The organism is Paenibacillus sp. LHD-117 (assembly GCF_030929555.1).
Classification (GTDB): Bacteria; Bacillota; Bacilli; order Paenibacillales; family Paenibacillaceae; genus Pristimantibacillus.
Map to the genome: position 1 here is coordinate 110,532 of NZ_JAVFVT010000016.1, position 13,496 is coordinate 124,027.

Here is a 13,496-nt window from a genome sequence, read left to right on the forward strand (position 1 = left end):
GACAGACCGAGGAAAATATCGTTGAAGTCGGAACTCGGATGTGAACAGGCTGCTGCCGATTGATTACTTGGCGTTAAACGAAATGAGAGATCGGCTGCAAAAGGCGGAGGCGGGAAGCGGGATGTTAGCGAAATGACAAATTGCATTTATTCGAGCAGACAAAAAAAGCTCCAGCCAAGCGCTTTTTCACGCTGGCTGGAGCTGAAGCTGAGGATGTGGCGGCGCCAATCGGAGCCGTCTTCTATGCCTTCTTCAGCAGAAGGTAAGCGAAGTAAGGCACTCCGATGAGCGATACGACGATGCCGGCCGGCAAGCCGGTCGCGATATTGCGGCCAATCGTATCCGCGATGAGCAGGAGAAGCCCTCCCATAAGGACGGCGATCGGGATGAACAGCTGGTTTCGCGGCCCTACGAGCGTTTTCGCGATATGCGGGGCGATCAGGCCGACGAAAGCGATGCCGCCCGAGACGGATACGGCGGACGCGGCTAGCGCGACCGATGTAAGGAGCAGCAGAACGCGCTCTCGTTCCACGGGCAGCCCGACGCCGATCGAGACGGGTTCGCTCAGGCCAAGCAGATTCAGCCGCGTCGCCTTGTACAGCGTGAACGGAAACAGCACGAGCAGCCATGGCAGGAGCGCGCCGACGAACGTCCAGTCCGTGCCCCAGATGTTGCCGGAGATCCATTTGGCGATGAAATCGACCTTCTCTCTATCCGTCGATGAGATAATGACGATCATGACGCCGGATAATGCGGTGGAGAAACCGACGCCGATAATAACAAGACGTATCGGGTTCATTCCTTCCGACTTGCGGAACGACAATAGATAGATGCATGAAGCCGTCAGCAAAGCGCCAAGGAACGCGGCAATCGGCAAGTAATAGATAAAGGTGCCCGCATCGATCGGAAAATACAAGAAGAAGATCGCGACCGCGACGCCGGCGCCTTGATTAATGCCGATAATGCCGGGGTCTGCCAGATCGTTGCGGGTAATGGATTGCAGGATGGAGCCGGACAGCGCGAGCGCCATGCCAGCAAGCACCGTAATCGCGATTCTCGGCATGCGGACGTCGAACAGGACAAATTTCTCCTTAAACGAGCCTTGCCCGAATAGGACGGGCAGGATCCGGTCGAACGATACCGATGAATAGCCAAGACCGAGCGCGAGCAGAACAGCCGCGGCGATACATCCCGTCAGGCCGATGATAAGGAAACGTTGTTTGCGCAATAACGATTTGCCGATCATGTAAGCGATTTGCCTCCTTTCTGAACGACGAATAGGAAGAAAGGCAAGCCAAGCATTGCGACGACGGCCACGATCGGCGTCTCGTAAGGCATGTTGATCGTACGCGCCACCGTATCGGCCAGAAGCATGAACGCGGCCCCGAAGAAAACGCATAGCGGCACGATGAACCGATAATCCGTTCCGGCGAACCGGCGGACGATATGGGGGATCATCAGACCGATGAATGCCATGTTTCCGATTAACGCGACGGAAGCTCCGGTTAGCAGAATGACCACGATGAATAACATGAATCGAATTCGACCGAGCTTCTGTCCGAGACCGACGGCTACTTCCTCGCTCAGGCTAAGAATCGTGAGCTGTCTGGATAGCAGGATGGAGACGATCACGCCGATCGCGATAAAGGGAGCAATCATGCCAAGCTGCACCCAAGTCGTTCCGATCAGGCCGCCTGCCGTCCACATGGATACATCCTTCGACATTTTGAACAGGATGCCAAGACCTTCCGTAACGGCGATTAGAAAGGTTGTGATCGCTGCGCCCGCCAGCACGACGCGTAGAGGGGACAGCTTGCCTTTCTTCGCCATGCTAAGCCCGAGCACCATGGCGGCGCCGAGAGCTGAGCCGATGAAACATGCGATCATAATGCCGTAATAATCGATGGCAGGGAAGAAGGATAACGTAATGGCGAGCGCCGCGTTCGCTCCGGACGTTAAGCCAAGCAAGCCGGGATCGGCAAGCGGGTTGCGCGTGACGCCCTGCATGACGGCCCCGGCTACGCCGAACGCCGCGCCGACAAGCGCCGCGCCGACTTCGCGCGGCAGCCGGATCTCTTGAATGATGAGAATATCGCTGTTCACGCTCGAGAACGTAATCGCTTTCCAAATATCGGCCAGGCTGATGTCCGCCGCACCGAAGATGATCGAAACGACAAACATGCCGGCAAAAAACACAATGCCGGCAAGAAGTTTGTATGGATAAGGGATCGTTTTTTTTGTAGTCATAAGAACAACTCTTTCGCGATTATTCGCCTAGCAGCTTCTCGATGAAGAACTCGAGCTGGAAGTCCAGCGTGAGCGGATCGTTGAAATAAAATTCTTGGGCATTTACTTCGTAGACATGGCCATCCTTAACCGCAGGGACGTTCTTGTACGTATCCGTGTCCTTGAAGGATACGTCCGAGCCAGGGAAGTTGCTGAAGATGACGTAGTCGCCCATGAACTCTGGCAGTACTTCGGCGGATACCGCGTAATAACCGTCTTTCAGCGCCGTGTCTTTTACTTTTTGAGGCATTTCGAGCTTCATGGCTTGGTATAAAATTTCCGTGCCGCGGCCCCAGTTGTCGCCGTAGACGTAAATTTGTTTGTCGTAGCTCTCGAGTACGGAGATCGTTTTGCCTTCGCCGATCTTCGCTTTAATGTCGTTGCCGGCTTTCTCGGCGCGGGCTTTGAAGTCGTTCACCCAGTCCGTCGCTTCTTTTTCTTTGTTCAACAGCTTGCCGATCTCGATTTGCTGCGTTAAGTAGTCTACCTTGCCGTACGTATAAACAACCGTAGGCGCGATTTCTTTCAGCTTTTCCACGTTTTTGACGTTGTCGAGACCGACGATGAGATCCGGCTCAAGCTCGATGATTTTCTCAAGATCTTCGTCCGTTACGACTACCGCGTCCTTCAGGCGCGTTTCCCATTTCGGGTTTTGTTTGGACCAGGAGTCCACGCCGACAATGTTGACGCCGAGCGCCATGACGTTGCCCGCGAAGGAGGACAGGACAACTACGCGCTGCGGGTTAGCAGGCACTTCGACAGGCCCTGATTGAGATTCGTATGTAATCGTTCCGGTTGCAGGCGCTTCCGTTGGCGCCGCGGACTCGGATGGAGATGGTTCGGCCGCATTGTTGGAGCCTTCGGATGGGGCATTGTTGTTCCCGCCGCAAGCGCTGATTAGCAGAAGCATGACGAGCGCGAAGGGCAACAGTATTTTTTTCATGGTGTTTCTCTCCCTTTTCTATGATAATGATTATCAACTTCACGTTCGTAATTCTATCCCGTACGAGGACAGAAGTCAATAGAAAAAATCCGAGGGAAATAGATGGAATAAGAAGGAAGGAAATTAAATAAGCCCCGCAAGGCGAGCGCGCCAGCGGGGCTTTCCGGCTGAGGGAGGATTACTTCATCTCCGCAAGCCAATTCGTTAGATTGATGATTTCTTCTTCCGCGATCTTGCCTTCGAACGCCGGCATTCCACCGCCGCCCTTGAGCACTTTCTTGTAGATCTCTTCCTTGCTCAGGACGCTGCCGATATTCGCGAGCGCAGGGCCCATCGCGCCTTGATACTGGTCGCCGTGGCAGCCCATGCAGTTGCTCTTGTAGAACGCTTCAGCCGCCGCCGCGTCTGCTGGCGTATCCGGAATCGTAAATTCTTCTTCGGCTACCTGATGTTCCTTCTCCGGGAGATTAAACGTAAGCAGGTACACTGCTAACAGGCCTGCCACTCCGAGCAGAGTTGCCATAATCCACTTATGCATGCCGATAACCTCCTTTCCAATCCGACTCACCTAAATTCGTATTCTAGCAGGTATTAGCTATTTTTTCAAGAAGATGCGCGGTCTATACACTTTGGGCGAAGATGGATTTGTTAATTGTCAAACATTGTTCATATTTCGCGCTATTAATGAAGAAAACCGATCTTGAGCGATTGGAAAGGAGCCGGGGAAACTGATTATTTATCGGTCGGGAACGGCATGCGAGGAAAACGTTCGACGAAACTTCCTACGGTTTGACAAATGATGTCCATTTACGGATAGATCCGGCGTTAGTATAATGAACCCGTTCGGCGGTAATTCCAATTGGGAAGAGGCGAATCGGATGGGAGAAACAGGAGATCGCGCAGTAGTCATCGACGTGCGCGACATATTGGACCGGCTCGGCATGAGCCAGGAATCCGTCGCGTTTCTGTTCGACGCGATTAAAGAAGGCGTTATGAGCCCAGCCGATCGGAATGCGTCGCGCGTTCAGAGCGAATAATCGCGATAAACCGTTTCGTCTCCTCGGGTGTCAGCGTTCTGCCGTCGATCGTCAGTTCGTATCTGCTCGCAATTTTATCATCGGCCAGCTCTACGCGATTGAGAAATTCCGTAATATGAATCTGAGGGTCGGTAGGCTGATCGTCCGGCGACCGGCCCATCAAATCGTCGAACGAGACGCGAAACAAGTCGGCCATTTTCGTCAAGATTTCGTAATCGGGTTCCCTGCGATCCGTCTCGTAATGGGACAAGGAAGCCCTCGTAATGCCAAGAAGACCTGCCAGCGATTCTTGATTCATCCCCCTCTTTTTGCGCAGCTCCGCGATTCTTTTCCCGTACCTTGCCATCTGCCTCGTTTCCTCCTTAGTCCGTTAGACCCATGTCGTTGCCATCCATTATAGCAGAAAATGATTCAAAAGGTATGGCTTATTCTCGTTTAAGGCTCTTGCATTAACCCTGTCGCCAGACATAGCTTATAGAAATAATGGGCACCCCTGATTTGATGCCTTATTCGATGATTTAGATAGTCGACCGCGTCGCGGGCGATGCGTCTCGCGTTCTCGACATGGTGGTGATCGAGCTCCCGCATAACCTGCCGGATTACATCCAGCGGGTGGTTCGCCGATCGCAGCGTGCGAATGATCGAAATTTGGCGGACATGCGCGCTGCTCATGTAACGGTAGCCGTTATCGCTGTTGCGAGGCAGCTCGAGCAGCCCTTCCTTCTCCCAATGGCGGATCGCAGAGCTCGGGACGCCAGTCAGCTCGGAAATTTCGCGGATCGTAAGTCCCGCGCGCCTGGCTTTGCGATCGACCTCCTCGAGCGCGTCGGCTTCGAGCAGCTCGATCGTGCGTTCCGCGAGCCTCTTATCCTGATACAGCCCGGACTGCTGCTCGTTGATCAGCCACATGGCATCGTCCAGCCGCTTCTGCTGGATGAGCAAAAGCACCTTCCGAACGGTATCCATGCCGAATCCCGGGAACATGGCGCGAATGCAGGCGAAGTACGCATAATGCTCGTCCGTATAGAGGCGATAACCGTTAGCCGCCCTCTCCGGAGGGGGGACGATTCCCCAGCTTTCGTAATGACGAAGCGCGCTTGTGCTGATCTTCAACTCGCGGGCGATTTGCGCCGGCTTCCACTTCTTGCCCATGCCTGTTCCACCTTTCATCAACCTTCTTCATAAACCTTAAAGCTCCATGACGGATTTGATTATGCTCAATTGGCGATACATAAGCTATTATAGCGATAAACTTTAGGACTTGCATGAATGTTGTAGAATGAGTTGGTAAATGATTATTTCGTATTGGAGGAACGTGAATGAGCGGTACGATCAAGATTAGGGGCGCGCGGGAAAATAATTTAAAAAACCTGTCCCTGGAAATTCCGAAACATAAGCTGGTCGTCGTGACGGGGCCGTCCGGTTCGGGCAAGTCGACGCTGGCGATGGATACGCTGCAGAGGGAATGTCAGCGGCAATACATGGAGTCGATGGGCATGGTATCCGATACCGTCAGCAAGCCGAAGGTCGACGCGATCGAAGGGCTGTCGCCTTCCATCAGCGTCGGCCAACATCAGACGAACCGCAATCCGCGTTCCACGATCGGCACGGTCACGGATATTTATACGCTAATGAGAATCGTCTACGCCAAGCTTGGCGAGCGGCCGTGTCCCTCCTGCGGCGAAAAGGTCGTTAGCCTTATCGGCGACAATACGGCTCCGGCGAATGCGGGGGAGGACGAGGAAGAGAGCGGCCGCGATAAAGTGTGCTGCGGCGCATGCGGACATGTGATGGACAAGCTGACGATGTCGCATTTCTCGTTCAACAAGCCGGAAGGAGCATGCGCGGAATGCGCGGGGCTCGGCCATGTGTCCACGCTGATCATGGATGCGGCATTTGACAACTCCAAGAGCCTGCGGGACGGCGCGGTCAAGTTCTGGTTCGAAATGTGGATCGATTACAATGTCGGGACGCTGAAAGCCGCGGCCAAGTATTACGGCATCCCGTTCGACGAGAACCAGCCGCTAGACGACTATGATCCGGCAACGCTGGACTTGCTGTACTACGGAGTCGAGAGTGAGCAGTTCTCCGGCCGCTTCCCGGACAAGAAACCGCCGAAGACGGTTGGCCAGGGCAAATACGAAGGCGTCATTACCGGCATCTGGCGCAGGTTCAAGGAGAAGGGCGGCGAGTCGGGCGAAGCGGCGATGTTCGAGCAGCGCGTCTGCGAAAGCTGCCAAGGCGCGAAGTTGAAGAGAGAGAGCCTCCTCGTCACCGTGAACGGGTTAGCGATTCACGAAGCTTCCTACAGCGCGTTCGGAGAGACTTTGTCATGGCTGGAGAAGCTGCGCGCGGGCCTCTCCGAGAACGAAGAACAGCTGGTAGGCGGCGTCATCCATGATATGTCCGTTCGAATCCGGAGAATTATGGAGGCGGGCCTCGGCTACATGACGCTTGACCGGCAGATCGTCACGCTGTCCGGCGGCGAGTCGCAGCGGCTCCGGCTGGCTTCGATTATCGGCTCCGGCCTGACGGGCGTGCTTTACATTCTGGACGAACCGACGGCGGGGCTTCATCCCAAGGATACCGGCGGCCTCATCCAGGTTTTGATGCAGCTGCGCGACCTCGGCAATACGGTTCTCGTCATCGAACACGACGAGGAAGTGATGAAGGCGGCCGATCACATCATCGACATCGGTCCGGGCGCCGGCATTTACGGCGGCAACGTCGTTGGCCAAGGGACACTGGAACAATTGATGGATCAGCCGGAATCGGTGACCGGCGCATACTTCAGGCAGGAGCTGGAAAGGCAGGCGGAGATGCCGAAGCGGCGTGCTGGAATCGGCCATGCCTTAAAGGTGCATGGCGCGACGCTTCGCAACCTGAAGGGCGTGACCGCGGCTTTTCCGCTCGGCTGCCTGGTTTCGGTAACAGGCGTATCCGGCTCCGGCAAGTCTACGCTCGTCTTCGATCTGCTGGCCGAATCCGGACCGGAGAAGCTGGTTCCGCTAGGCTGCGAACGGATAACCGGCTGGGAGCACGCGGGTTCGCTGATCACCGTCGATCAATCGCCGTTATCCCGGATGCAGCGCTCCAATATCGCCACTTACACGGATGTCTATACGCATCTGCGCAATTGGTACGCGGGTTTCCCGGAAGCCAAACGCAGGAAGCTGACGGCCAAACACTTCTCATTCAACACGCCTAGCGGCCGCTGCGAGGAATGCCAAGGTCTCGGCGTCGTGCCGATCCATATGCATTTCTTGCCGGAAATCGAAGTCCGCTGCACGGCGTGCAAAGGGAGAAGGTTCCAGGACGACGTGCTTGCCGTGACGCATGATGGTTATAGCATCTCGGATCTGCTGGACATGTCCATCGAGGAGAGCTTGTCCGTGATCGGTGACCAGACGAAGGTAGGCGACACGCTCAAGCTGCTGTGCGAAGTAGGGCTCGGTTACTTGAAATGGGGGCAATCGCTTAGCACGTTGTCCGGCGGGGAAGGGCAGCGAATCAAGCTTGCTAAACATCTAGGGAAGAAAACGAGCCAGCATGCGGTCTATCTGCTGGACGAGCCAACGACGGGACTCCATCCCGGCGACGTCCGCCGCCTGATGGTGCTCCTGAATAAGCTGGTCGATGCCGGCAATACGGTTATCGTCGTGGAGCATAACCTCGATGTCATCTGGCAATCGGACTACGTGATCGACATCGGACCGGAAGGCGGCGAAGCGGGGGGAATGATCATGGCGGAAGGGACGCCGGAGCAAGTCGCCCGGAACGAAGCTTCGCGCACAGGCCGGTTTTTTGCGAGAGAAGCTTTAGGCTTTCAAATAATCGAGGAACAGCTCCTTTAGCATGAGGAGCTGTTTTTTCGTTTCATGCTCCGATTGGAACCGCGGCAGGTTTTGGAGCAGAAATAACTTTTTCGAAACGTTGCCGAACGTACTGATGATGGTATGCAGCGTTTCTTCGACCGGAATGTCTTGGCGAAGAGATCCGTCGCGCATTCCTTGTTCGATCAAGCCGCGGAACGTATCCATGCTTTCGCGGTACGCCAGGAGATAATCATCGATCCCGTCAAGCGGTTCGGCAGATAGGGCGGCGAAGCTCTCGAAAGCTTCCACGAGCTGAATATTGACCCGATGCTCCTCGTGCTGGAAGGAGATAAAGAGATCGAACAAGTTGCCCAGTTTGTCGAGGCAGGTGCCGCTGCCGGCGACAATGCTTCGGAAAGCGGTCGTCTGCGAGGAAATAACGGAACAGGCTACGGCGATGATCAGCTTTTCCTTTTTGGGAAAATAACGAAACACGGTCGCTACGCCGACCGGAATTTCTTTGGCGACGTCCTGCATCGTCGATTTGTCGAACCCTTTCCTGGCAAATACTTGTTTGGCCGCATCTATGATGCTTTCCTCGCGTTGAACCTTGCCCTCTTGACGTTCCTGCTCCCATCTACCCTTCGCATCCATAACCATTCCGTCCCCTCATTCCATTCATACGATGCATGCTAACAAAGAGGGTATCCATTGTCAACGGAAAACGATCGTGATATTATTAGTATAGTAGTGATAGTAATGCTATCATCACTATTTAAATGATATCACATTATTCATTCTAAAATCGGAGGTTATGAAGATGACGGAAGCGAACGGCGTTAGAACGCATGAAGGCAAAGTCGCGATCGTAACGGGAGCAGGAAGCGGAATCGGCAGAGCAAGCGCCATCAAGCTGGCGGAGAAAGGCGCGAAGGTTGTTGTTGTCGACTTCAACGAACAATCCGGCAAGGAGACAATAGAAGCGATCAAAGATAACGGCGGCGAAGGGTTGTTCGTGAAAGCCGACGTATCGAGCAGCCAAGACGTTCAGCATTACGTGCAGAAAACGATGGATGAATACGGCAAGATCGACATCGTGTTCAATAACGCGGGCATTATCCAAAAGTTTTCGATGATGTCGGACGTCGAGGATGACCATTTCGATCGGATTATCGATATTAATCTCAAAGGCGTCTTCCTAGGCATGAAATACGCGCTGAAGGTGATGGAGAAGCAAGGCTTCGGCACGATCATCAATACCGCTTCCACGACGGGCGTACGCGCGGAGCACAGCTTGTCCGCCTATACGGCGAGCAAGCACGGCGTCGTCGGATTAACCAAAACCGCGGCGCTCGAATACGTGAAGAAGGGCATCCGCGTCAACGCGATCTGTCCGGGCGGCGTAGACACAGCCATTACGGCCGGCGTTCCCAAGCAATTTCAGGAGAGCGGTTATATCCCCGAGGAGCTTCCGAATATGCGCATCGGCCGTTTCGCGGATCCGAACGAGCTTGCGGAGGTCGTCGCTTTCCTTGCCTCGGACAACTCCAGCTATATGACGGGCTCCATCGTGCTCGTGGACGGCGGGTTGACGTTGTAATCGATCCTAATATCTCGTTCGTATGATTAAAAAAGCAGGCAGCCGCCATTTCCCTTCAAGGAATCTGGCGGCTGCCTGTTCGTTATGGGAATGAAAGTCGGCGCTTGATTGCGCCGCTGGTTAGTCGGAAGCCGGGATGGACGCTCTCAGGACAGACTCGACCTTGAACAGATGCTCGTGGATCAGCGCCGTCGCCTGGCCGGCATCGCCTGCTTGGATCGCGCCGTAAATATGTCTGTGCTCCTCCAGCAGCCGTTCGGCAGTCGACTTTTGTTGATAGAACCATAGCTCACGCGTTTTGCCGATCGTTTCGCCCAGCCTCTGCGTGAGGGAATCCATAAGCTGGATCAGCAGCGTGTTGCGGGATGACTCCGCAATCGCTTTATGAAACGCCACGTCGGCTCGTTCTCCTTCGACCGTATCGTTATCGCGAAGCGCATGCTCCATCCGGTCCAGAATGGCTTGGAGCTTCGCCAAATCGCGTTCGTCGCGGCGTTCCGCGGCGAATGCCGAAGCTCCGGCCTCCACGATTTTGCGGACTTCCAGAAGCTCCAGAATGGAGTCGGCCTCCTGAAATAGCGACATTCCGCCTTGCTGAGCTTCCGTCGGCAATATCTTCTTCACGAAGGTTCCGCCGCCATGCCGGATGTCCAGCCAGCCGGTCGCCTTGAGCGCGCTGAGCGCTTCGCGGACCGTTGAGCGTCCGACGCCGAATTGCTGCGACAGCTCCACGACGGAAGGAAGCTTCGCGCCGGGATCCCATTCTCCTTCGCGAATTTTCGTCAAGAGGACGCGGCTGACGATCTCGTGTCCTTTTTCCGTTTCGATCTTCATTCTAATAAGCCTCCCGCGTCTATATAAACCGATTGGTAACAACCATTGCTTATAAGAAGTACATAACCGCACCTTAGAAAGGTCTGTCATTTAATATAAGCATAAGCTATAATGAATGAAAAGTCATCTGATGACCTGATCTATTGATCGGAAGGTCGGAAAACGGAGGTAATGATGCTTAAACCCGAACTGATTGCCAAATTGCGCGCCATTGTCGGCGAACGCCACTTCCGCAACGATCCCGAAGCGCTCGTCGCCCACTCATACGACGGGACTCCGATGCTGCAGTCGCTGCCGCACGGCGTGATCTATCCCGATTCGACGGAGCAAGTTGCCGCCGTTATGAAGGCGTTGTCCGAATACCGCGTTCCGCTCGTCAGCCGGGGATCCGGCTCCAACCTGTGCGGCGGCACGGTGCCGGTCGAAGGCGGAGTCGTCATGGTCATGCACCGCATGAACCGCATCGTCGAGACGGATACGGAAAACTTGACCGTCACCGTTCAGCCCGGTCTCATCACGGCCGCTCTGATCGCGCATGTGGAGTCGCTTGGCCTGTTCTATCCGCCCGATCCGAGCAGCATGCGCATCAGCACGATCGGCGGCAATATCGCCGAATGCTCCGGCGGCTTGCGCGGTCTCAAGTACGGGACGACCAAGGATTACGTCATCGGACTGGAAGCGGTGCTGGCCAGCGGCGAAATCATCCGAACCGGCGGCAAGCTGATGAAGGATGTCGCGGGCTACGATCTGACGAAGCTGCTAGTCGGCTCGGAAGGGACGCTTGCCATCATCACGGAGGCGACGCTCAAGCTGATTCCGCCGCCGAAGGCGAAGAAGACGATGCTGGCGATGTACCGCGACCTGTACGGCGCGGCGAGAACGGTATCCCGCATCATCGAGAACCGGATCATTCCCGCGACGCTGGAGTTTATGGACAATCCGACGATCCGCGTCGTGGACGACTTTGCCAAGCTGGGTCTTCCGCTCGACATGGAGGCGATTCTGCTGATCGAGCAGGACGGCGATCCGGCGACGGTGGAGGCCGATATCGCGCGTATTCGCGAGATCTGCGCGATGGAGTCGGCGGACCGCGTCGAGGTTGCGGAGAGCCGCGAGGAAGCCGAGAAGCTGCTGACGGCGCGCCGAAGCGCGTTTACCGCGCTGGCGAGGCTGCGTCCGACGACGATTCTCGAGGATGCGACCGTACCCCGTTCCCGCATCGCGGACATGGTGCTCCGCATTAACGAGATCGCCCGGAAGTATGACGTGACGATCGCCACGTTCGGCCACGCGGGAGACGGCAATCTCCATCCTACGGCGACCACCGATGCTCGCGATTTGGAGGAAGTACACCGGGTAGAGGCGGCGTTCGCGGAAATATTCGAAGCGTCCATCGAGCTTGGCGGCACGATTACGGGCGAACACGGCGTCGGCCTTGTGAAGGCGCCTTATCTGGAGTGGAAGGTGGGTGCCTCCGGCATCGAAGTCATGCGAGGCATAAAGGCCGCATTCGATCCGCACGGCTTGCTTAATCCGGGCAAGGTGTTCGCCAAGGAAACGAAAAAAAGGGTGGTGCTGCAGCATGGCTGAGGGAATCGTCATGAAGAAGCCCGATGTGCACCATGCCAATCCGCTTGCGCGGACGCTGCTGAACAAGCTGGATTACGACCAATTAACCAACTGCATGCGCTGCGGCTTCTGCTTGCCCGCCTGTCCGACCTTCCGGGAAACGGGACTGGAGCCGGAATCGCCGCGCGGGCGCATCGCGCTGATGAAAGCGGTCGCCGACGGGCTGATGGACCCCGACCAGGCGTTCCAGGATCAGATGAACCATTGCCTCGGCTGCCGGGCATGCGAGCCCGCTTGTCCGGCCGACGTCAAGTACGGCCAGCTCATCGAGCAGGCAAGAGACGCGATCGAGGATCACGCGGAGCATAGCTTGCCGGTGAAGGGCCTCCGCAAGATTATGTTCGAAGGCGTGTTCCCGAGCCGCAGCAAGCTTAAATTGCTTGGAGGTTCCATGCGTCTCTATCAGAAATCGGGGCTGCAAAAGCTTGCGCGAGGAACGGGGATCATGAAGTTATTCCCCCGGCATCTGCGAGAGATGGAGGCGATTCTGCCCGAATCGACCTCGAAAGGCGTCGTCGAGCAGCTCGGAACGTTCTACCCGGCCAAGGGGGAGCCGATTGCCCGGGTGGCGTTGTTCAGAGGCTGCATTATGGACGTCATGTTCGCAGGTACGAACGTGAATACCGTCAAGCTGCTGTCCGAGGCCGGATTCGATGTCGTTATTCCCGAGACGCAAGTGTGCTGCGGCGCTCTGCACGCGCATAGCGGAGAGATGGACGGCGCCCGCGGTCTGGCGAGGACGAACGTTGCCGCGTTCCAATCGGCGGGCGTCGATTATATCGCGTCCAACGCGGGCGGCTGCGGGGCGCTGCTCGTGGAGTACGACCATCTGCTCGGCGAGGACGACGACCCGCAGGTGCGCGAGGCGGCAAGCTGGTTCGCGAGCCGGGTGAAGGATGTCAGCCAGCTGATCGTCGAGAAGGGACGCATCCCGGCTTTCGCCGAGCTGGCGTCGGAGGCTGAGCATGGCACGGTCACTTACCAGGACTCCTGCCATCTGCGCAACGTGATGAAGAGTTCGTCCGCGCCGCGTCAGCTCATGAAGAGCGTGGAAGGCGTCTCGTACGTCGAGATGAAGGAAGCGGATCGCTGCTGCGGCTCGGCCGGCATCTACAACGTGACGCAGCCGGAAATGGCCGGGCAAATTCTGGCGCATAAGATGGCGCATGCCGCCAATACGCAGGCACGGTACATGCTGACGAGCAATCCCGGCTGCCTTCTTCAGATGAAACACGGCATCAAGAAACATAAACCTCCGTTCAAGATGGAGGCGATGCATATCGTCGATTATTTGCACGAGCGAATCGCGGCGTCCTCCGGCGATGCATCCAAAAAACGTTGATGCAGCATCC

Annotated in this window: 13 protein-coding genes; 5 read left to right on the plus strand and 8 right to left on the minus strand. The window is 56.1% G+C overall.

What is annotated here, in order from left to right:
- Positions 1-241 precede the first annotated feature (241 nt).
- From RB620_RS14500 to RB620_RS14515, 4 genes are all read right to left on the minus strand, one after another.
- Positions 242-1,246 (minus strand): FecCD family ABC transporter permease, encoded by a 1,005-nt coding sequence (locus RB620_RS14500; protein ID WP_308095400.1) that lies wholly within the window; start codon positions 1,244-1,246, stop codon positions 242-244.
- Positions 1,243-2,247 carry a FecCD family ABC transporter permease gene (locus RB620_RS14505; RefSeq protein WP_308095402.1) on the minus strand — a complete coding sequence of 335 codons (1,005 nt, stop codon included), beginning with the start codon at positions 2,245-2,247 and terminating at the stop codon, positions 1,243-1,245. The genes RB620_RS14500 and RB620_RS14505 overlap by 4 nt, the downstream gene beginning before the upstream one ends.
- A 19-nt stretch (positions 2,248-2,266) precedes the next feature.
- Positions 2,267-3,229, minus strand: coding sequence for an iron-hydroxamate ABC transporter substrate-binding protein (locus tag RB620_RS14510; protein ID WP_308095404.1), 963 nt, complete (start codon positions 3,227-3,229; stop codon positions 2,267-2,269).
- A 178-nt stretch (positions 3,230-3,407) separates the two neighbouring features.
- Complete coding sequence (locus RB620_RS14515) at positions 3,408-3,767, minus strand: c-type cytochrome (protein ID WP_308095406.1); 360 nt, start codon at positions 3,765-3,767, stop codon at positions 3,408-3,410.
- A gap of 340 nt (positions 3,768-4,107) precedes the next feature.
- Here RB620_RS14515 and RB620_RS14520 point away from each other — a divergent pair, with 340 nt between their 5' ends.
- Complete coding sequence (locus tag RB620_RS14520; protein WP_308095407.1) at positions 4,108-4,266, plus strand: hypothetical protein; 159 nt, start codon at positions 4,108-4,110, stop codon at positions 4,264-4,266.
- Here the strand turns inward: RB620_RS14520 and RB620_RS14525 are convergent.
- A complete protein-coding gene (locus tag RB620_RS14525) occupies positions 4,220-4,612 on the minus strand; it encodes a helix-turn-helix domain-containing protein (RefSeq protein WP_308095408.1) in 393 nt (130 codons plus the stop codon). The genes RB620_RS14520 and RB620_RS14525 overlap by 47 nt on opposite strands.
- An 89-nt stretch (positions 4,613-4,701) precedes the next feature.
- On the minus strand, positions 4,702-5,418 hold the full coding sequence (locus RB620_RS14530) for a MerR family transcriptional regulator (RefSeq protein ID WP_308095410.1): 717 nt from the start codon (positions 5,416-5,418) through the stop codon (positions 4,702-4,704).
- Positions 5,419-5,585: 167 nt separating this feature from the next.
- Here RB620_RS14530 and uvrA point away from each other — a divergent pair, with 167 nt between their 5' ends.
- Positions 5,586-8,120 carry an excinuclease ABC subunit UvrA gene (gene uvrA, locus RB620_RS14535; RefSeq protein WP_308095411.1) on the plus strand — a complete coding sequence of 845 codons (2,535 nt, stop codon included), beginning with the start codon at positions 5,586-5,588 and terminating at the stop codon, positions 8,118-8,120.
- Here uvrA and RB620_RS14540 read toward each other — a convergent pair.
- The gene (locus RB620_RS14540) at positions 8,085-8,735 is read right to left on the minus strand and encodes a TetR/AcrR family transcriptional regulator (protein WP_308095412.1); all 651 of its coding nucleotides are present in this window, start codon (positions 8,733-8,735) and stop codon (positions 8,085-8,087) included. The genes uvrA and RB620_RS14540 overlap by 36 nt on opposite strands.
- 166 nt (positions 8,736-8,901) lie before the next feature.
- On the opposite strand from RB620_RS14540, the gene RB620_RS14545 reads away from it, so the two are divergent.
- Positions 8,902-9,681 (plus strand): SDR family NAD(P)-dependent oxidoreductase, encoded by a 780-nt coding sequence (locus RB620_RS14545; protein ID WP_308095413.1) that lies wholly within the window; start codon positions 8,902-8,904, stop codon positions 9,679-9,681.
- Between the two features lie 120 nt (positions 9,682-9,801).
- On the opposite strand, the gene RB620_RS14550 is transcribed toward RB620_RS14545, so the two are convergent.
- Positions 9,802-10,515: a FadR/GntR family transcriptional regulator gene (locus RB620_RS14550; RefSeq protein ID WP_308095415.1), complete on the minus strand. Its 714-nt coding sequence runs from the start codon at positions 10,513-10,515 to the stop codon at positions 9,802-9,804.
- A gap of 174 nt (positions 10,516-10,689) precedes the next feature.
- Between RB620_RS14550 and RB620_RS14555 the strand changes: the two genes are divergently transcribed.
- Both RB620_RS14555 and RB620_RS14560 read left to right on the plus strand, forming a co-directional pair.
- Positions 10,690-12,105 (plus strand): FAD-binding oxidoreductase, encoded by a 1,416-nt coding sequence (locus tag RB620_RS14555; RefSeq protein WP_308095439.1) that lies wholly within the window; start codon positions 10,690-10,692, stop codon positions 12,103-12,105.
- Entirely contained in the window at positions 12,098-13,486 is a 1,389-nt protein-coding gene (locus RB620_RS14560; RefSeq protein WP_374121408.1) for a (Fe-S)-binding protein, read from the plus strand. Before RB620_RS14555 ends, RB620_RS14560 begins: the two co-directional genes overlap by 8 nt.
- The last annotated feature ends 10 nt before the right edge of the window (positions 13,487-13,496 follow it).